This window comes from Rhizobacter sp. P2_H3 (assembly GCF_056403355.1).
The window spans coordinates 1-17350 of sequence record NZ_JBFUFQ010000118.1 but is presented as its reverse complement, the minus strand read 5'-3'; the positions used below and the strand labels follow the sequence as shown (position 1 = coordinate 17350).

At 69.6% G+C, this 17350-nt stretch carries 18 protein-coding genes and 2 pseudogenes; 11 read left to right on the top strand and 9 right to left on the bottom strand.

Annotated features, from left to right (window positions below; all coding sequences use genetic code 11):
* Positions 1-836, bottom strand: an 836-nt coding sequence (locus AC1D1T_RS19995; protein ID WP_477992367.1) for an MFS transporter, incomplete at its 3' end; no start/stop codon positions are given.
* A 101-nt stretch (positions 837-937) separates the two neighbouring features.
* On the opposite strand from AC1D1T_RS19995, the gene AC1D1T_RS19990 reads away from it, so the two are divergent.
* The 3 genes from AC1D1T_RS19990 (at position 938) to AC1D1T_RS19980 (ending at position 4192) form a co-directional block, all read left to right on the top strand.
* Positions 938-1909 (top strand): LysR family transcriptional regulator, encoded by a 972-nt coding sequence (locus tag AC1D1T_RS19990; RefSeq protein WP_477992366.1) that lies wholly within the window; start codon positions 938-940, stop codon positions 1907-1909.
* A gap of 35 nt (positions 1910-1944) precedes the next feature.
* Complete coding sequence (locus AC1D1T_RS19985) at positions 1945-3816, top strand: bifunctional metallophosphatase/5'-nucleotidase (protein ID WP_477841803.1); 1872 nt, start codon at positions 1945-1947, stop codon at positions 3814-3816.
* Between the two features lie 154 nt (positions 3817-3970).
* Entirely contained in the window at positions 3971-4192 is a 222-nt protein-coding gene (locus AC1D1T_RS19980) for a hypothetical protein (RefSeq protein WP_477829173.1), read from the top strand.
* Positions 4193-4195: 3 nt separating this feature from the next.
* Here the strand turns inward: AC1D1T_RS19980 and AC1D1T_RS19975 are convergent, their stop codons facing one another.
* Positions 4196-4603: a hypothetical protein gene (locus AC1D1T_RS19975; protein ID WP_477829174.1), complete on the bottom strand. Its 408-nt coding sequence runs from the start codon at positions 4601-4603 to the stop codon at positions 4196-4198.
* A 138-nt stretch (positions 4604-4741) separates the two neighbouring features.
* Here AC1D1T_RS19975 and AC1D1T_RS19970 point away from each other — a divergent pair, with 138 nt between their 5' ends.
* Both AC1D1T_RS19970 and AC1D1T_RS19965 read left to right on the top strand, forming a co-directional pair.
* Positions 4742-4921, top strand: coding sequence for a hypothetical protein (locus AC1D1T_RS19970; RefSeq protein WP_477841801.1), 180 nt, complete (start codon positions 4742-4744; stop codon positions 4919-4921).
* A 19-nt stretch (positions 4922-4940) separates the two neighbouring features.
* Positions 4941-6431 (top strand): CYTH and CHAD domain-containing protein, encoded by a 1491-nt coding sequence (locus AC1D1T_RS19965; RefSeq protein ID WP_477992365.1) that lies wholly within the window; start codon positions 4941-4943, stop codon positions 6429-6431.
* A gap of 6 nt (positions 6432-6437) precedes the next feature.
* On the opposite strand, the gene pgm is transcribed toward AC1D1T_RS19965, so the two are convergent.
* Entirely contained in the window at positions 6438-8093 is a 1656-nt protein-coding gene (pgm, locus tag AC1D1T_RS19960) for a phosphoglucomutase (alpha-D-glucose-1,6-bisphosphate-dependent) (RefSeq protein WP_477841798.1), read from the bottom strand.
* A 205-nt stretch (positions 8094-8298) separates the two neighbouring features.
* Between pgm and AC1D1T_RS19955 the strand changes: the two genes are divergently transcribed.
* On the top strand, positions 8299-9348 hold the full coding sequence (locus AC1D1T_RS19955) for an HrpF/NolX family T3SS translocon protein (protein WP_477826365.1): 1050 nt from the start codon (positions 8299-8301) through the stop codon (positions 9346-9348).
* 241 nt (positions 9349-9589) lie between these two features.
* Here the strand turns inward: AC1D1T_RS19955 and AC1D1T_RS19950 are convergent, their stop codons facing one another.
* From AC1D1T_RS19950 to AC1D1T_RS19935, 4 genes are all read right to left on the bottom strand, one after another.
* The gene (locus AC1D1T_RS19950) at positions 9590-10753 is read right to left on the bottom strand and encodes a hypothetical protein (RefSeq protein ID WP_477992364.1); all 1164 of its coding nucleotides are present in this window, start codon (positions 10751-10753) and stop codon (positions 9590-9592) included.
* A gap of 104 nt (positions 10754-10857) precedes the next feature.
* Entirely contained in the window at positions 10858-11745 is an 888-nt protein-coding gene (locus tag AC1D1T_RS19945) for a hypothetical protein (RefSeq protein ID WP_477992363.1), read from the bottom strand.
* Positions 11746-11902: 157 nt separating this feature from the next.
* Positions 11903-12271 carry a response regulator gene (locus AC1D1T_RS19940; RefSeq protein ID WP_477826362.1) on the bottom strand — a complete coding sequence of 123 codons (369 nt, stop codon included), beginning with the start codon at positions 12269-12271 and terminating at the stop codon, positions 11903-11905.
* 13 nt (positions 12272-12284) lie between these two features.
* Positions 12285-13247, bottom strand: coding sequence for a chemotaxis protein CheX (locus AC1D1T_RS19935; RefSeq protein WP_477992362.1), 963 nt, complete (start codon positions 13245-13247; stop codon positions 12285-12287).
* A 147-nt stretch (positions 13248-13394) separates the two neighbouring features.
* On the opposite strand from AC1D1T_RS19935, the gene AC1D1T_RS19930 reads away from it, so the two are divergent.
* The 3 genes from AC1D1T_RS19930 to AC1D1T_RS19920 are packed head-to-tail and all read left to right on the top strand — an operon-like array spanning position 13395 to position 15114.
* Complete coding sequence (locus tag AC1D1T_RS19930; RefSeq protein ID WP_477992361.1) at positions 13395-14072, top strand: CsgG/HfaB family protein; 678 nt, start codon at positions 13395-13397, stop codon at positions 14070-14072.
* Positions 14069-14443 carry a DUF4810 domain-containing protein gene (locus tag AC1D1T_RS19925; RefSeq protein WP_047505115.1) on the top strand — a complete coding sequence of 125 codons (375 nt, stop codon included), beginning with the start codon at positions 14069-14071 and terminating at the stop codon, positions 14441-14443. Before AC1D1T_RS19930 ends, AC1D1T_RS19925 begins: the two co-directional genes overlap by 4 nt.
* On the top strand, positions 14440-15114 hold the full coding sequence (locus AC1D1T_RS19920) for a DUF799 domain-containing protein (RefSeq protein ID WP_477845055.1): 675 nt from the start codon (positions 14440-14442) through the stop codon (positions 15112-15114). The genes AC1D1T_RS19925 and AC1D1T_RS19920 overlap by 4 nt, the downstream gene beginning before the upstream one ends.
* Before the next feature lie 142 nt (positions 15115-15256).
* On the opposite strand, the pseudogene AC1D1T_RS19915 reads toward AC1D1T_RS19920, so the two are convergent.
* Both AC1D1T_RS19915 and msrP read right to left on the bottom strand, forming a co-directional pair.
* Positions 15257-15775: pseudogene (locus AC1D1T_RS19915) on the bottom strand (protein-methionine-sulfoxide reductase heme-binding subunit MsrQ); the annotation flags it as partial.
* Positions 15744-16610 carry a protein-methionine-sulfoxide reductase catalytic subunit MsrP gene (msrP, locus tag AC1D1T_RS19910; RefSeq protein ID WP_477827967.1) on the bottom strand — a complete coding sequence of 289 codons (867 nt, stop codon included), beginning with the start codon at positions 16608-16610 and terminating at the stop codon, positions 15744-15746. The pseudogene AC1D1T_RS19915 and the gene msrP, both read right to left, overlap by 32 nt.
* 223 nt (positions 16611-16833) lie before the next feature.
* Between msrP and AC1D1T_RS19905 the strand changes: the two genes are divergently transcribed.
* Entirely contained in the window at positions 16834-17157 is a 324-nt protein-coding gene (locus tag AC1D1T_RS19905; RefSeq protein WP_477827968.1) for a helix-turn-helix domain-containing protein, read from the top strand.
* Positions 17154-17350 (top strand): annotated as a pseudogene (locus AC1D1T_RS19900) (type II toxin-antitoxin system HipA family toxin); the annotation flags it as partial. The gene AC1D1T_RS19905 and the pseudogene AC1D1T_RS19900, both read left to right, overlap by 4 nt.

Here is a 17350-nt window from a genome sequence, read left to right as displayed (position 1 = left end):
GCCAGCGCCCCGGCCGCGCCGGCCAGCCCGAACGCACCGGCCGCCGAGCTGCCGAGGTGGAACGGCTCGCCGTGCAGCATCACCGCCAGCGTCGACCAGAACGCGCTGAAACCGACCGACAGCAGCCCCTGCGCCAATGCCGCGCGGCGCAGCGCACCGTGCTTCAGCCACAGCTTGCCCAGCGAGCCGAGCAGCGCGCGGTAGGCGAGGTGGGTGGTCGGCTTCAGCCGCGGCAGGCCGCGCCACAGCGCGACGCCCAGCAGCGCGATGGCGGCCGCGGCCGCGATGAACATCGTGCGCCAGCCGAAGTGCTCGGCGACGAAGCCGCTGACCACCCGCGACAACAGGATGCCGAGCAGCAGCCCCGTCATCACACTGCCGACCACCTTGCCGCGGTGCGCATCGGGGGCCAGCGTGGCGGCGGCCGGCACGATGTCCTGCGCCATCGTCGCGGCCAGCCCGATCGCGAGGCTCGCGACCAGCAGCACGCCCACCGACGGCGACGCGCCGGCCAGCAGCAGCGCGACGCACAGCGCAGCGGCCTTCGCGAGGATGATGCGGCGGCGGTCGTAGCGGTCGCCGAGCGGCGCGAGCAACAGGATGCCGAGCGCGTAGCCCAGCTGCGTCATCGTCGGCACGAAGCCGATCGCCTGGCTGCTTGTCGCCTGGCCTGCGCCGATCTCGGCGCCGAGCACGCCCAGCATCGGCTGGCTGTAGTACAGCGACGCCACGCCGAGCCCGGTGCCGGTCGCCAGCAGCAGCACCATCGGCAGCGGAACGTTGCCGGTCGGCGTCAGGGCGACCGGTGTGGCATGCGTGGAATGAATGGTGGACATCTCGTGTAAACCCTGAGTTCTGGAACGAAGGCCTGCAGTGTCTCCAGGGCGGGCGTGTCTGGGTAGCCCGACGGCTTGCAGAATTGCTATACGCTCGGCGCATGAGCAATGCCACCCCCCACGCCACGGCGCCGGCCGACCGCATCGAGCTGATGGAAACCTTCGTGCGCATCGTCGAGGCGGGCAGCCTGTCGGCCGCGGCGCTGCAGATGGGCGCGACCCAGCCGACCATGAGCCGGCGGCTGCAGGCGCTGGAGCGATCGCTCGGGCTGCGGCTGCTGCAGCGTTCGACCCACGCGATGACGCTGACCGCCGACGGCGAGCGCTGCTACGAAGGCGCGAAGGAGCTGATCGCGAGCTGGAAGGCGTTCGAGTCCGAACTGCGCGGTGCCGACGACGAACCCGAGGGCCTGCTGCGCGTGATCGCACCGCATGCCTTCGGCCAGCAGCTGCTGGTCGGGCCGCTGTCCGACTACATGCGCGCGCACCCGCGGGTGACGGTGGAGTGGCTGCTGCACGACAGCACGCAGGATCGCACGCAGGACAGCACGCCGGACTTCGTCGGCGAGGGCATCGACTGCGCGATCCAGGTGGGCGAGGTGACCGACCCGTCGGTGGTCGCGATCAAGCTGTCCGAGGTGCCGCGCATCGTGGTGGCTGCTCCGTCGCTGATGGCCGGGCGCGCGATGCCGGTGCATGCGCGCGAGCTGGCCGGGCTGCCCTGGCTGAGTGCCCGCAATTTCTACCGCACCGAGGTGCTGCTGAGCCATGCCGACACCGGCGAGGCGCACCGCGTGAGCTTTCGCCCGCGCTTCACCACCGACAGCTTCTATGCGCTGCGCAGTGCCACGGTGCGCGGCATCGGCATCGGGCTGATGTCGACCTGGATGCTCGCCGACGAGATCGCGGYCGGGCGGCTGGTGCAGCTCGCGCCGCAGTGGCGTGCGGCGGCGCTACCGGTGCACCTGATCTACCCGCCGTCGCGATTCCATCCGGCGCGCCTGCGCCGCTTCATCGAGGCGATGCGGGCCGCATTGCCGGCCGCGCTGGCCGAGGTGACGCGGCCGATCTGATGTCTACTTCCGGACACCCCGTCGAAAGGATCCACATGCTCCTCGTTCGCCTGCTGGCCGTCGCGGCCGCTGTCGCACTGTGCGCCTGCGCGCCCATCGCCCCGACGCAGGGCACGGCGCCCGTCCACGTCAAGCTCATCGGTTTCAACGATTTCCACGGCAACCTGCAGTCGCCGGGCAACTTCAGCCCGGTCACGCAGAGTTCGTCCAGCGGCGCCGGCCTGGTGCCTGCGGGCGGTGCCGACATGCTGGCCGGCTTCGTCGCGCGGCTGAAGGCGCAGAACCCGCTGAACGCGGTGGTCGGTGCCGGCGACATCGTCGGCGCCTCGCCGCTGGTGTCGGCGCTGTTCCACGACGAGCCCACCGTCGAGGCGATGAACCGCATCGGCCTGGAGTTCAACGCGGTCGGCAACCATGAGTTCGACCACGGCTCGCCCGACCTGCTGCGCCTGCAGCGCGGCGGCTGCGCGCTGCTGCCCGGCGGCGCCGCCGACCCCAACAGCTGCCGCGGCGCGCAGGTCGGCACGCCCGTGCCGTTCGAGGGTGCGACGTTCAAGTGGCTGTCGGCCAACGTCTACGTCACCGCCACCGGCAAGACCCTGCTGCCGGCCTATGGCATCAAGACCTTCGACGGCGTGCGCGTCGCCTTCATCGGCATGACGCTGCGCGACACGCCGACCATCGTCACGCCCAGCGGTGTCGCGGGCCTGGAGTTCCGCAACGAGGCCGACACCGTCAACGCGCTGGTGCCGCAATTGCGCGCGCGCGGCGTCGAGGCGATCGTCGTGCTGGTGCACCAGGGCGGCTCGCAGGTCGGCAGCAACGACATCAACGGCTGTGCCGGCGGCCTGGCCGGCTCGGCGATCGCCGACGTGGTGCGCCAGCTCGACAACGCGGTCGACCTGGTCGTCAGCGGCCACACCCACACCGCCTACAACTGCCAGCTGCCGAATGCGACCGGCCGGATGATCCCGGTGACGCAGGCGGGTGCCTTCGGCCGCGTCGTCAGCGACATCGACCTGGCGATCAACCCGTCGAACGGCGACGTGATGTCGGTCAGCGCGACCAACCGCGTCGTCGACCGCAGCGACCCTGCCACCACGCCGAACGCGGCGGTGGCGGCGCTGGTCGCCGCCTACGACGCGCTGGTCGCACCGATCGCGAACCAGGTGATCGGCAGCATCACGCAGGCGCTGCCGGTCACCGGCGACGCGGCCTGCAACATGCCGGCCGGCGAACTGATCGCCGATGCGCAGCTCGTGGCCACCGCGGCGCCGCCCTTCGGTGGCGCGCAGTTCGCGTTGATGAACCGTGGCGGCGTGCGCAGCCCGGGCTTCAACTTCAGGTCGAGCGCGGCCGGCGAGGGCGACGGCAACATCACCTACGGCGAGGCCTTCACGGTGCAGCCGTTCGGCAACAGCCTGGTGACGCTGACGCTGACCACGCAGAACGTGAAGGACGTGCTCGAGCAGCAGTTCGCCGGTTGCCGCGGCCAGCTTGCGACCGCGACCCGGCTGATGGTGCCGAGCGCCGGCCTGCGCTACACCTGGGATGGCAGCGCGGCCTGCAATGCGCGGGTGAGCGGCGTGGCGTTGACGACGGCGGCCGGCACCGAGACGCTGGTCGATGCGGCCGGCGTGGTGGTGAACCCGCAGAAGACCTGGCGCGTGACGATCAACAACTTCATGGCGACCGGCGGCGACGGCTTTTCGACCTTCCGGCAGGGCACGAGCCTGCTGGGCGGCGCACAGGACATCGATGCGCTGACGGCCTACCTGGCGGGCTGGAAGGCGCCGAACGCGGCCTACGACCCCGCGGCGCCCGCGCTCGGCAAGCCGCGCGTGGTCCGGGTCAACGCGCCGGCGGGCGGCGGCACCTGCCCGCTCGGGGCGGATGTGAATCCCTGAGCCAATCCTTGACGCAGCACAAGCCAATCCCGACCCGACAGCGTGGATGGGCTTCTGGCGCGGGTGGCTGGGTTTCTATAATTTTTGCTGCTGCATCGCAGCAACCTCGCCGCACCACCCTGTACCACCTGCAACCCCTGCACAAGGAGCCGAGATGGAAGTCGACAAGCTGGTCACTGTCTATGGGTTTTCGCTGTTCGACGCTGACGTGGGCGGGCAACTCCCGGCCTCGTTCAAGGCGCCGCGATCGGTGATCGAGCACGATTTCCATGGCGTCGTGATGGAAGGTACGGCCGAGCTCGTCGATGCGCAGGCGCTCGACGATCAGGGCCGCTTTCGCCGCGTCGCGACGGCGTGGGGCGAGCTGACGACCTGAGGCTCAGTCCTTGGCCGCGTCGCCGTCCGCCTTCGGGCGGCCGGTCTTCAGGCTGGGCACGCTGTTCAGCGCGGCCAGCAGCGCCTTGTCGGCCAGCCCGTTCAGCGTCGCGATGCCGGCGCGCAGCAGCTCGCTCTTCTTGGTCGGGCGCTTCAGCGCGGTCGCGCGCAGCTTCAGCGCCTCGAGCAGCTGGTACTCCGACTTCGGGATCGTGAAGCTGTCGCGCACCAGCTTGTGCTTGGGCTTCTCGGCGACGGGGGCCGGTGCGGGCTTCGCGACGACAGCCGTCTTGGCTGCGACTTTCTTCGCCGCAACCTTCTTGGCGGCGACGGGAGTCTTCTTTGCCGGGGCGGCAGCGGTCTTGGTGGAGGTTTTGGAGGGGGTCTTGCGGGCGGTCGTTGATGTGGTCATCGGCTTGACTTCAATGGTTTATACGATATATACCGTTTATACCAGACCTTGACGCGGCGCCATACCGGAGCGGCCCGAGGTCCGGTGAATGGAGCGCAGATCATGGAGACAAGACGTCTTCGCGAACGACTCGGCCTGATGTCGATCGGCGCATTGATGATGGACCCGCAGTTCGTGCGGCGCGCGGCGCAAGACCGGGGCGACGAGGTCGCCTCGTCCGACACCGATTCGCCGGGCGACGATCTGCCGACGCTGCGCGCGCGCTGGCACACTGGTTGGGACCGCTGGCGCGCACGCCTGACCCGAGCCAAACCCTGATCCTTGATCCTGATTCCCCATGCATGAGATCGAGCTGAAGTTCCAGATCCCCGAGACCCGATTCACGCATCTGCGACAGCGCTTCCTGCAGGGCCGCACCGAGGCCGTGCGGATGCAGGCGCACTACTTCGACACCGCCGACGGCCGGCTGGCGCGCGATGAGATCGCCTTGCGCCTGCGGCTCGAAGGCACGCGCTGGGTGCAGACGCTGAAGGCGAGTGGCGCGCACGGCGTGGCGCGGCTCGAGCACAACGCGGAACTGCCGGCCGATGCCGTGCGCAGCGGCGCACCGGCCATCAACATCGACCGCCACCGCGGCTCGCCGGCGCACCGGCGGCTTCTCGACGCGCTGGGCGGCGTGGCCTTGCAGGAGGTGTTCCGCACCGAGGTCGACCGCGTCGTGCGTGTCTTCACGCTGCCCGATGGTGCCGAGATCGAGGCGGCGCTCGATGTGGGGCAGGTCGTCGCGGGTGCCGCCGTGCACCCGCTGCGCGAGATCGAGTTCGAATGGAAGGCCGGGCCGCTGCAAGGCCTGTTCGCGCTGGCCTCCGACTGGGTCGCCGAGCACGGCCTGTGGCTCGACATCGTCTCGAAGGCCGAGCGCGGCAGCTTGCTGTCGCGCGGGCAGAGTCACCCGGCGGCGGCGCGCGCCAGGCCGCCGCAGCTGGCCGCGGATGCCGATGGTCCCGGCCTCGCCCGTGCTGCCACAGGTTCCTGCCTGGCCCAGGTGCTGCGCAACGCCAGCGCCGTCGCCTCCGGCAGCCGCCAGCCGGAGCATGTGCACCAGCTGCGCATCGGCCTGCGGCGGCTGCGCGTCGTGCTGCGCGAGTTGGCGCCGCTCGACTGCGGGCTCGACCTTGGCTGGGAGGCGCCGGTGGCCGAACTCTTCCGCGTGCTCGGCGTCGACCGCGACCAGCAGATCCTGGAGGACGAGACCGCCGATGCGCTGGTCGCCGCGGGCGCGCCGCCGCTGACGCGGCCCCGGCTGCCGGCGGGCGCCGAGCCGATCGAGGCACGGGTGCAGCACCCGCAGGTGCAGCAGGTGCTGCTGGCCGTGCAGGCCTATGCGATGGAAGCGTCGGCGGTGCGCGGTGGTGCGCATGAAGGTCCGGCCGTCGCGGCCATCGGCGAGCGCCTCGACGCGTTGTTGCGCCGCCTGGTCGGGCATTCACGCGGCTTCGCCGATGCGCCGGCCGACGACCAGCACGCGGTGCGCAAGGAGCTGAAGCGGCTGCGCTACCTCGCCGAGTTCATCGCGCCGCTGTACCGTGACAAGCCGGTCGCGCGCTTCTTCGACGCGCTGGCGCCTGCGCAGGACGCGCTGGGAAGCCACAACGACCTGGCGGTCGCGCTCAAGGCCTATCGCGAGCGGGCCGCCGCCGAACCCGAAGCCTGGTTCGCCGTCGGCTGGCTGGCCGCGCAACAGGCCCGTTCGGCCCGGGCGGCCCACAAGGCCCTGAAGCGTGCCGGCCGGGCCGAGCCGTTCTGGCACGGCAAGCCGCGCGGCTGAGCCGGATCAAGCGGCCAGCGCCGCGTCCACCACCCGCTGTGCCTCGTCGAGCAAGCGCTGCAGGTGCGCCGCATCGCGGAAGCTCTCGGCGTAGATCTTGTAGATGTCCTCGGTGCCCGACGGCCGTGCCGCGAACCAGCCGTTCGCGGTGACCACCTTGATGCCGCCGATCGCCGCGCCGTTGCCCGGCGCCTGGCTCAGCACCTGCACCACCGGGTCGCCGGCCAGCTCGGTCGAGCGGATCTGCTGCGGCGACAGCGCGCCGAGCTTGCGCTTCTGTGCCACCGTCGCGGCCGCCGAGATGCGGCCCGCGACCGGCCGCCCGAGCGCGCCGGCCAGCTCGTCGTAGACGGCGCCGAGGTCGCGGCCCTGCGTCGCGGTGATCTCGGCCGACAGCAGCGCGGCGGCGATGCCGTCCTTGTCGGTGCTCCAGGCGCTGCCGTCGCGGCGCAGGAAGCTCGCGCCGGCGCTTTCTTCGCCGGCAAAGCCGAGGCTGCCCTTCAGCAGCCCGTCGGCGAACCACTTGAAGCCGACCGGCGCATCGAACAGCGGACGGCCGAGGCGCGCGGCGATGCGCTCGATCAGTTGCGTCGTGACGACGGTCTTCGCGATGCTGGTCTCGCGGCCCCAGGCCGGCCGGTGCCGGAACAGGTGCTCGATCATCAGCGACAGGTAGTCGTTCGGCGGCAGCAGGCCGGCGCCCGGCGTGACGATGCCGTGGCGGTCGTGGTCGGTGTCGCACGAGAACGCGATGTCGAAGCGGCTCTTCAGTGCGACCAGGCGTTGCATCGCGTACGGCGACGACGGGTCCATGCGGATCTGGCCGTCCCAGTCGAGCGACATGAAGCGGAAGGTCGGATCGACCTCTTCGCTGACCACGGTCAGGTCGAGGCGGTAGTGCTCGGCGATCGCGCGCCAGTAATGCACGCCGGCGCCGCCGAGCGGATCGACGCCCATGCGCACGCCGGCCGCACGCACCGCGTCGAGGTCGACCACCTGGCCCAGTTCGCCGACGTAGTGCTGCAGGTAGTCGTGGCGGCGCGTGGTGTCGGCGCGCAGTGCGCGTCCGGCCGGCAGGCGCTTCACATCCTTCAGCGCGGTTTCGAGGTGGCGGTTCGCCGCGGCCTGGATCCAGCCGGTCACCTTCTCGTCGGCCGGGCCGCCATGCGAGGGGTTGTACTTGAAGCCGCCGTCGCGCGGCGGGTTGTGCGAGGGCGTCATCACGATGCCGTCGGCCAGGCCCTGGCCTGAGCTGGCGCGCCCGCGGTTGTGCACCAGGATCGCATGCGACACCGCCGGCGTCGGCGTGAACTCGTCGCGCTCGGCCAGCATCACCGTCACGCCGTTGGCCGCCAGCACCTCGAGCGCCGTCGCCGCGGCCGGTGCCGACAGCGCATGCGTGTCGACGCCGAGGAACAGCGGCCCGTCGATGCCGGCCTGGCGCCGGTGGTCGCAGATGCCTTGCGCGATCGCGAGCACATGCCATTCGTTGAACGAGCGGTCGAGCGACGAGCCGCGGTGGCCGGAGGTGCCGAACGCGACGCGCTGCGCCGGCACCGAGGGGTCGGGCCGGTCGTCGGCGTAGGCGGCGAGCAGCCGGCCGACATCGACCAGCACCGAGGCGGGGGCCGGGTGCCCGGCGAGTTCGTTCAATGTGCTCATGCGATCGATCATAGGGAGCGGCCTGCCGGCCCAGGTGTCGCCGTGTGGCGGGCAGGGGCATTCCAGGGGCATTTCGCATCGGCGGCCGTCGCTTCGCATCGTGTGCCTCGGTGCGCGCTCCCTGATCCCTAAGGTAGGGGACCGTTCGCCGGAGTCGATCGCTGCGCCGCAGCGGGCCGCGCGATGCATCGAAGGCGCCTCGATCATGAACATTCAGTCCACGCAAGTGCATCGGGCCGGGGCGCAATGCGCATCGGCCACCGGGGCTGCCCCGCAAGGCGGGCAGCAGCAGGGGGCTTTCATCGACCAGGTGATGGGTGGCCTGAAGCTCCCGAGCCTCTCCCTGGGCGGCAAGGACGACGACAACGAGGAGCCCGGCATGTCGGCGTCGTCGCTGTCGGCGATGCGCTCGCTGCCGCCGATGCCGCAGGCCCAGCCGCAGCAGGCGCTGGCGATGCAACAAGGCGGCCAGGCCGCCGCCGCGCAGCAAGGTGCACCGGCCGCGCAGAGTGGACCCGTGATGCCGTCGGCCAACGACAAGGCGCCGCCGGGCGCCTCGGCGCAGAGCATCGTCGACGGCAACCCGACGCTGAAGAACCTGGGCAACCAGAGCGGCGTGAAGGACAACCTGAAGAAGCAGTGCGGCGACTGGGACGATCCGGCCAAGAGCCCGCAGGAGCGCGCCGACGCGGCGCAGCGGGCGTCCAACGTCGTCAGCTGGGTCAAGGGCGCGAAGGACCGCGACGGCGACGTGCGCCCCGAAGACGTGACGAAGAACGGCAAGATCGAAGGCTTCACGAAGGACGGCGATGCGCGCCACGGCACCGAGGCCGGCCTGCTGCAGGACTTCGGCAAGTACGGCTACGGGCACCTGAAGGCCGACCAGCGGCTCGACCAGACCAACGACGGTCACGTGAAGAAGAACGGCACGAACATGGACAACGCCGAGTACATCGGCCACAAGATCCTCGACGGCCTGTCGAAGGCCTTCAACTTCATCGGCGATCTGATCAAGAACACGCTCGGCAAGATCCCGGGCCTGGGCAAGGTGTTCTCGGCGCTGGGCGAACTGGGCGCCAAGGCGATCGGCGGTGCGCTGCACGTGGCCGACACCGCGGTGATCGGCGGCGACGTGAAGAAGGCCGGCGTCGAGATGGGCGCGAGCCTGACGGAAACCGCCGTCGGCTTCGCGGACCCGACCGGCCTGGGCGCCAAGGCGGCCGGTGATGCGGTGCGCGGCAGCTACAAGGGTTGATGCGGCGAATACTGTGCTTGCACACAGTACTGTATGAAGATACAGTCCGCACCTCGGAGGTCACCCATGTACGCAGAACTTCGCCAGAACTATCGTCCCCGCGGCCAGCGCGTGCCGGCTTGGCTGGTCAGGGTGTGGCGCTGGCTTTGATGACGACCCCTCGGTCGGCGGGTACACCGACCGATCCCCCGAGGGGATGCGGGCCGGCTTGGGGCGGCCCGGCGCTCGGCCCGCATGCGCTTCAGCGGTTCAGCGCATCGACCTGCCGCTTGGCTTCATCCACGTCCTTGTTGAGTTCAGCGAGGTAGCGGCTTCGCTCCTCGCTGCTCCATTCCGCATCTGAAAAGCTGTCGAGCGCATACGCCTTGCTGGTGTGCACGGCGCCCGCCTGCCGCGGCAGCATCGCGCGGTCCGGAAAACGATCGGGCAGCAGCAGGAATCCCTGCACATCGCGCAGCGTCAGCGGAAAGGCCGGCTTGCCGTCGCGCACCAGCTTGCCGAACAGGCGCAGCCTGAACTCCTGCTCGCCGACAGCCACCTCGTCGTTGAAGCTCAGCAGCGCGAACGGCTTGCCGGCCGCATCGTCGACGCGCGCGCTGACGACATAGCGGCCGGGCTGTGCCACCCGCGCCTTCAGGAAGAAATCGAGCGAGCCCGCCTGCAGCGCCTCGCGCACACCAGCCCATTCGGCGGGCACCAGCGGGTTGTAGACCAGGTCGAAATTGACGTTGCCCAGCTGCCCCGATTGGTTCAGGTAGGCCTGGATGCGGATCGTGCCGGCGAACTCCGCAAAGCCTTGGGTCGAGGGTTGCAGCACCGCCGCGAGGCTGCCGTCCGCGGCCTCGCTGAACGTGACCGGCACCTGCGGCAGGCCTGACGGCCGGCGCGCATCGGGCAGGTCGAACGCGACGGCGCGCGTCACCAGCAGCGGCAGCGGGCGATCGTCGTCATCGACGGCGCGCACCGTGAGGCGCACCGATTCGGCGCCGCTCGCGAACACGCGGTCCTGCGTGCTGCGCACGCGCACGCCCTTGGCCGGCTGGCCGCCCGGGGTGCGCAACGGCATCTCCTCGGCCACCGGGTCGAACGGGCGCACCTGGTCGGGGTGCTCGCCCAGCGGGCGCGCCTCGTGCGGGTAGCGGGTCGAGGTCTTGTACTTGGTGAGCGTGTCTTCGGCGCGGGTGAGCCGCTGCTGCCACAGGTCGAGCTGCGCGCGGCGTGCCTGCACCGCGCTCGCACTGAAGGATGCAGAGGGTGGCACTGCCGGTCTCGGGCTTGCGGTCTGCACTGCCACGGCGGGCAGGATGACAGGCGCCTCGGTCGGCGCCTCGCGCCCGAACGAGAGTGCAGCCAGCAACGCCGCGACGCTGACGCAGGCCATGACGATCAGCAGAGGCCTTCCCATTCAAGCGTGCGCGTCGGCCCAGCGGACGCCGTGGAACCGGCTTTGCCGGGCCACTGGCGGCGCCCCCTCGAGGGGGAGGCGCGCAGCGCCTCGGGGGTGGGCCATCATCTAGCGTTGGTGACCATGTCGGCGCGGACTTTCGAAACCACGCCGCCCCAGTTCTTGTTCGTGTAGTGGTTGAAGGCCTCGGCATCGTCGCGGAACACCACCGAATGGTTGCTCCACTTGGCGCGGCCGCCTTCGTTGTTCGCGGTGCCCAGCGTCAGGTCGTTGCACAGCCAGTCGCTCGGGTTGCAGAAGCTCGCGCCCGAGCTGCCCGAGACGCCGCCGCTCGAGTGATAGGCGACGACCTCGTCGTCCTGCCCCGGCAGCACGAAGGAGTACAGCGTGCCCTTGGCGCCGGCGTACATGTAGAACCAGGTCGCGCGGGTGTTGCTGTGGTCGTACAGCGCGCGGGCGGTGGCGGTCTTCAGGTCGGACACCAGCGGCTCCGAGACGGCCCAGTCGCCGGCGTCGGCCAGTTCGCTGCCGCCCCCGGCGCCGGCGGCGATGTCGACCCACTTGATGTTCCAGCCGACCTGGGTCGTGCCGTCGCTGTTGCCGCATTCGCCGGTCGAGCTCGCGATCGCGGTTTTCTTGTAGCGCGCCGTGCCGCCGTACAGCGAGAGCGCGTAGCCGATCATCAGGTCGCCCGCGCTGTGCGCCGCGACGTAGCACCAGTTCGGCCCGGTGCAGTAGCAGTCGAGCGCGTTGCGCACCAGGTAGTTCTGGTCGGAGACGTGGTTGTAGCCGTCCCAGTTGACCGATTTCTTGTTGACGCCGGCCTCGACGGTCGCCGGCCCCCAGTAGGTGAAGTCGGCATAGTTGCCGAGGATCCCGCCGCCGGTGCGGCCATTGATCCACAGCGAGTAGTTGGTCGCCAGGGCCGCCGTCGTCAGGCCGACGAGCACGGCGCCGATCCCGGCCAGGCACAGCCGCGTGAGGTGTCGCATTGGGTTGTCTCCCTGTGTTGTCGAGACCTGCATGAAACCGATCTCGCGAGGCCCGAAAAGTACGCTCGTGCGGAAAAGTTCAGAAGCCCGAAGTTCCCCTCTTGACTTGCGCGATGTTCGCCCGCGTGTCTTGCACTTTCGTGTCAGCCCTCTGGCCTCACAGCCCGCACAACTTGCGGAACGGCCCCAGCACCGCCTCGCCGCGGAACGGCTTGACGATCCAGCCGGTGACGCCGATCGCCTTGCCGCGCTCGCGCATCTCGGCGTTGTCCTCGGTGGTCAGCATCACGATGCGCACCGCCGCGTTCCCGAGCTCGGTGCGGATCTTCTCGGCCATCGTCAGGCCGTCCATGTTCGGCATGTTGATGTCGCTCACCACCAGCTTGATGGCCGGGTCGAGCGCCAGCTGGCGCAGGCCGTCGCGCCCGTCGTTGGCCTGGGCCACGTCGAAGCCGTTCTGCTTCAGGAAGCTGCAGACGATCTCGCGCATCGTCTGGGAGTCGTCGACGACCAGGATCTGGGCCATTCAGTTTTTCTCTTCAGAAGAATTCCAGCTCGCCGGTGTTGTCGGTGGATGCCGGATTCGAGAACTCGACGAAGGCCTCGGGACGGAACAGCAGGTTGAAGATGAAGCGCTGCACGATGGTCAGCGAACGCTGGCGCGGGTGGTTCGGGTCCGCGAGCTGGTAGCGGATGCACAGCTGCGGATCCTGCGAGCCGAACGAGATGTACTTCTGCTCGTGGTTGATCACGATCGGCACCTGCGTCTGCTGCGTCGGGAACGCCTCGGGCGGGATGTAGTGGTTCTTGAACGCACCCCAGATCAGGTTCGTGGTCYCGGCGATCAGGTTGTTCAGCTCGCGAAAGCCCAGGTCGCCGCCGACGCCCTCGAAACCCATGCCCTGGGCCATGCCCTGGCGCAGCGCGCCTTCCTCGGTCTGCAGCATCATGTAGCCGCGGCACCAGGTGCTCTCCAGCGCGATCAGCGTCGACACCTGGCCGTAGATGATGCGGTCGTGCACCACGTAGGGCGCCCCGGCCTCCACCGTCGCGTTCGGGAACATCGAGCGGATGGCCTTGCAGGTCAGCTCGACGATGCCGTGCACCAGCGCCATCGGGTAGCGCAGGCCGAACAGGCTGCGCTCGATGTGGGCGCGCAGCTCATCGAGCTGGCCGCTGGTCCACGGGTGCGTGATGCAGCGCGACTCGTCGTCGGTCAGGGCTCGCGTGCTGGTGCGGCGCAGGAAGATCGGCAGCTCCGGGCGCTGGCGGTGCAGGGCCTGGGCGAGCTTCAGGCTGTCCGGCCCGTCGCAGGGCAGGTCTTCGGCCAGCAGCACGCCGGCCAGGTCCTTGTGCTGGGCCAGCGCGTCCATCGCGTCGGCCGCGGCGCGCGGCACGGTGATGATCCCGAGCGTCTCGCAGAACTTGAGCAGTTCGGGATAGTGCTTCGGATCGTGTTCGAGCAGGAGCACCTTGGCGGCGAGGAAAGCGGTATCGGCCATGGGAGGAGTTATCGGCAGCATGGCAGAGGGCTGAAAGCATCCCCAATCTTTTTGTCGTTCACCGTGCCGATGTGCCGGGGGGCGCTCAATGGCGCGTCAGATAATTCACGGCTTTTCTACCTGCTTCATCCCTTCCAGAGGATTCCCATGTTCCAACGTCCGACAGCCGTTCTCGCGGCTGCATGCGCCTTGTTCATCGCCGGTTGCGCCACCGAAAGCTCCCGCACGCTGGAGGTCGCCAAGGTGCAGGCGGCCGCCGCGCCGTTCAACGGCACGCGCCTGCCGGTCTCGGTCGGCAAGTTCGACAACCGCTCCACCTTCATGCGCGGCGTGTTCTCCGATGGTGTCGACCGCCTCGGCAGCCAGGCCAAGACCACGCTGATCGCGCACCTGCAGCAGTCGCAGCGCTTCTCGGTGCTCGACCGCGACAACATGTCCGAGACCAGCCAGGAGGCCAAGTTGCAGGGCACGGCGCAGAAGCTGCGCGGCGCCTCGTACGTGGTGACCGGCGACATCTCCGAGTTCGGCCGCAAGGAGGTCGGCGACCACCAGCTGTTCGGCCTGTTCGGCCGCGGCAAGACGCAGATCGCCTACGCGAAGATCACGCTGAACATCGTCAACAGCCTGACCGCCGAGGTCGTCTACTCGGCGCGCGGTGCCGGCGAGTACGAGCTGTCGAACCGCGAGGTGCTCGGCTTCGGCGGCACCGCCAGCTACGACGCGACGCTGAACGGCAAGGTGCTCGATCTTGCGATGCGCCAGGCGGTCGACGACCTCGTCACCGCGAAGGACAGTGGTCAGTGGGGCAAGGAGACAGCCAAGTGACAGGGCGCTTCCTTGTCGCCGCCTGTGCGCTGGCGCTGCTGGCCGGCTGCGCGAAGCCGCGCCCGCCGTTGTACCTGTGGGAGTCGTTCCCGCGCCAGCAGTACGACGCGCTGCAGCGCGGCGGCGCCGGCGCGCAGGAGCAGATCGCCGCGCTGGAGGAGCACGTCGTGAAGGCGCGTGCGCAGAATGCCGCGTTGCCGCCCGGCCTGCGGGCCCACCTGGGCATGCTGAAGCTGTCGATCGGCGACCCGGGCGAGGCGCGCCAGCTCTGGCAGGCCGAGAAGCTCGCGTTCCCGGAATCGGCGCCCTACATGGACCAGTTGCTCAAGCGCCTGGACGGCCCCGTGGCCAAGACGGAGAAACCGGCATGACGCGCGTTCGATCCCTCATCCTGTGGGCTGCCGTCGCCGGCGCCGCGCTGCTCGGTGGCTGTGCCACCTCGCCGGCCTACGACTACACGGCCTTCAATCGCGCGAAACCGGCCTCGCTGCTGGTGTTGCCGCCGCTCAACGAGTCGCCCGAGATCAGCGCGACCGCCTCCGTCTGGAGCCAGGCGACCCGGCCGTTGGCCGAAGCGGGCTACTACGTGCTGCCGGTCACGCTGGTCGACGAGACCTTCCGCCAGAACGGCGTGGACACCGCGCACGACGCCCAGGAGGTCTCGCTGAAGAAGCTGCGCGAGTTCTTCGGTGCCGACGCGGCGGTCTACATCAAGGTGCGCAAGTACGGTGCGAGCTACACGGTGCTGGCCAGCGAGACGCGCGTCGAGGTCGAGGCCCGCATCGTCGACCTGCGCAGCGGCGAGCTGCTGTGGAAGGGCTCGGCGGTGGCCAGCTCGTCCGAGGAGCAGCAGCAGTCGCAAGGCGGCCTGATCGGCGCGCTGGTGGGTGCGCTGGTGCGGCACGTCATGAGCAACGCCACCGACGAGTCGTACCGCTGGGCCGGGGTGGCCGACGATCGCATGCTGGGGGCGCCGCGCCGCAACGGCGTGCTGCCGGGGCCGCGCTCGCCGCTGTACGGTCAGCCGATGCCGGTGCAGTGACCGCTTCCGGCTGTGTCCGCGCACGAGAGAAGTGCGCGGCCAGCCGGAACGCGAGCAGCCCTGCGGCGATGCCGGCGAAGACCCACGCTGACACGTGGCCCACCTTCGCCTGCAGCACGCCATGCAGCGCCGCGAGCGCGACCGCTGCATGCACCAGCTTGTGCAGCCGCACCCAGTGGCGCTTCATCCGGCGGATCGCCCATTGAGTGGAGGTCAGCGCCAGCGGCAGCAGCAACAGCAGCGCCGCCGAGCCGATCGCGATGAACGGCCGCTCGGCCAGGTCCTGCGCATACGCGCGCAGCGTGCCGGCATCGAAGCCCAGGTAGAGACCGAGGTGCACCACCGCATAGCCGAAGCTCCACAGCCCGAGCTGGCGGCGTTGGCGGATCAGCGCGTTCCAGTCGCCGATGCGCCGCCCGCAGTGCAGCGCGACGGCGCGCGACAGCCACACCGACATGCGGCGCAGCGGCGTGATCGCGAGTGTCGCCAGCAGCAGCCCCATGGCCCACCAGCCGCTCGCGTGCGTCAGCGCGGCGATCGGATCGGGGCCGAGCGTGCCGGCGATGAACGCGAAGCCCCAGCGCAGGCCCGGCCAGGTGCCGAGTGCGAAGCACAGCAGCGGCAGCAGCCTAGAAATGCCGTGAGAGATCCATGCCGGCATACAGCGACGCGACCTCGGCCGCGTACCCGTTGAAGGGCAGGGTGGGGCGCTTGGCGAGCTCGCCCAGCCGCAGCTCGCGGCGCTGCGACCAGCGCGGGTGCGGCACCTCCGGGTTCACGTTGCCGAAGTAGCCGTACTCCGACGGCGCGGCCTGCATCCAGGTCGTCGCGGGCGGCGCCTCCACGAGCCGGATGTGCGTGATGGCCTTCGGGCTCTTGAAGCCGTACTTCCACGGCACCGCCAGCCGCAGCGGCGCGCCGTTCTGCGGCGGCAGCGCGTTGCCGTACAGGCCGGTGGCCACCAGCGTCAGCGGGTGCATGGCCTCGTCGATGCGCAAGGCCTCGGTGTAGGGCCAGTCGAGCATCGGGCGGCGCTGGCCGTACATCTCGGACGGGCGCAGCACCGAGACGAGCTGCACGTGGCGTGCGCGCGAGGTCGGTGCCACCAGTTTCAGCAGCGCCGCGAGCGGAAAGCCGCGCCACGGCACCACCATCGACCAGCCCTCGACGCAGCGCAGCCGGTAGATGCGATCTTCCTGCGGAAAGAGGCGCAGCAGCTCGTCGAGGTCGAAGCGGCGCGGGCGTTCGACCTCGCCGTCGACCATCACGGTCCATGGTGTCGTGCGGAAGTCTTCGGCGAGCTTCCAGACGGCCGCCTTGTCGGGCGAGAACTCGTAGTAGTTGTTGTGGCGGGTCGCGGCTTCGCGCGGGGTGATGTCGTCGGCGGCGGCGGCGCTTGCCACGCGGCCTGCGAGCGCCGCACCGGTCAGCGCGAGCGCCTGGCGGCGGTCGAGGCACAGGTGCTGCGGCGTGATCTCACTCGGGAAGGGGGTCATGCGGGGCGGTCGGCGAGGGTGGTGGGCCTCCGGGTCTTCGACGGGCTGCTGCATGGAGCACAGGGGACATTTGTCCCGAGTTGCCCCGGCATCGACCTTCGGGCCAATGAACCCGGCTACAGTGTTGTTTGCACTTCGTTGAAGAATATAGAAGACACTTAAATGTCCATTAAATCGTAATTTATTAAATAATAGACTTTCAAATATCTACTAAGTTTTTCAGATGGTCGACATCAAGCTTGCCACGCCAGACGAACTCGTCCATGAGCTCGGCAGTCGCCTGCGCACCCAGCGCCTCGCGTCGCGCGTCACCCAACAGGAGCTGGCGCAGCGTGCAGGCGTCGCGCTCGGCGCGATCAAGAAGCTCGAATCCGACGGCAACACCACGCTGCAAACCTTCGTGCGGGTGGTGCAGGCGCTCTCGCTGACAAGCGATCTCGAGAACGTTCTCATGCTCAAGCCACACATCAGCATCGCCGAGATGGAACGCGCTGCCATGGCACCGCGCCAGCGGGCGCGCCGCCCCGCCGGCATGGCACCACGATGAAGAAGCTCGACGTCCTGTTCCGCGGCTGGGGCCAGGACTGGCTGCTCGGCAGCCTGGCCGACAACGGCACGCAGTTGCTGTTCGAGTACTCGCCCGAAGCGATGCGCCGCGGCGTCGAGTTCTCGGCGATGCAGTTGCCGCTGCGGTCCGAGGCTTACGGTGGCTTCCCGGCCTTCCAGTCGCACCTGCCCGG

Coding starts and splice junctions, on each gene's coding strand:
- AC1D1T_RS19985 (WP_477841803.1), top strand. CDS start 1,945: ATGCTCCTCGTTCGCCTGCTGGCCGTCGCGGCCGCTGTCGCACTGTGC.
- AC1D1T_RS19980 (WP_477829173.1), top strand. CDS start 3,971: ATGGAAGTCGACAAGCTGGTCACTGTCTATGGGTTTTCGCTGTTCGAC.
- AC1D1T_RS19975 (WP_477829174.1), bottom strand. CDS start 4,603: ATGACCACATCAACGACCGCCCGCAAGACCCCCTCCAAAACCTCCACC.
- AC1D1T_RS19970 (WP_477841801.1), top strand. CDS start 4,742: ATGTCGATCGGCGCATTGATGATGGACCCGCAGTTCGTGCGGCGCGCG.
- AC1D1T_RS19965 (WP_477992365.1), top strand. CDS start 4,941: ATGCATGAGATCGAGCTGAAGTTCCAGATCCCCGAGACCCGATTCACG.
- pgm (WP_477841798.1), bottom strand. CDS start 8,093: ATGAGCACATTGAACGAACTCGCCGGGCACCCGGCCCCCGCCTCGGTG.
- AC1D1T_RS19955 (WP_477826365.1), top strand. CDS start 8,299: ATGAACATTCAGTCCACGCAAGTGCATCGGGCCGGGGCGCAATGCGCA.
- AC1D1T_RS19950 (WP_477992364.1), bottom strand. CDS start 10,753: ATGGGAAGGCCTCTGCTGATCGTCATGGCCTGCGTCAGCGTCGCGGCG.
- AC1D1T_RS19945 (WP_477992363.1), bottom strand. CDS start 11,745: ATGCGACACCTCACGCGGCTGTGCCTGGCCGGGATCGGCGCCGTGCTC.
- AC1D1T_RS19940 (WP_477826362.1), bottom strand. CDS start 12,271: ATGGCCCAGATCCTGGTCGTCGACGACTCCCAGACGATGCGCGAGATC.
- AC1D1T_RS19930 (WP_477992361.1), top strand. CDS start 13,395: ATGTTCCAACGTCCGACAGCCGTTCTCGCGGCTGCATGCGCCTTGTTC.
- AC1D1T_RS19920 (WP_477845055.1), top strand. CDS start 14,440: ATGACGCGCGTTCGATCCCTCATCCTGTGGGCTGCCGTCGCCGGCGCC.
- msrP (WP_477827967.1), bottom strand. CDS start 16,610: ATGACCCCCTTCCCGAGTGAGATCACGCCGCAGCACCTGTGCCTCGAC.
- AC1D1T_RS19905 (WP_477827968.1), top strand. CDS start 16,834: ATGGTCGACATCAAGCTTGCCACGCCAGACGAACTCGTCCATGAGCTC.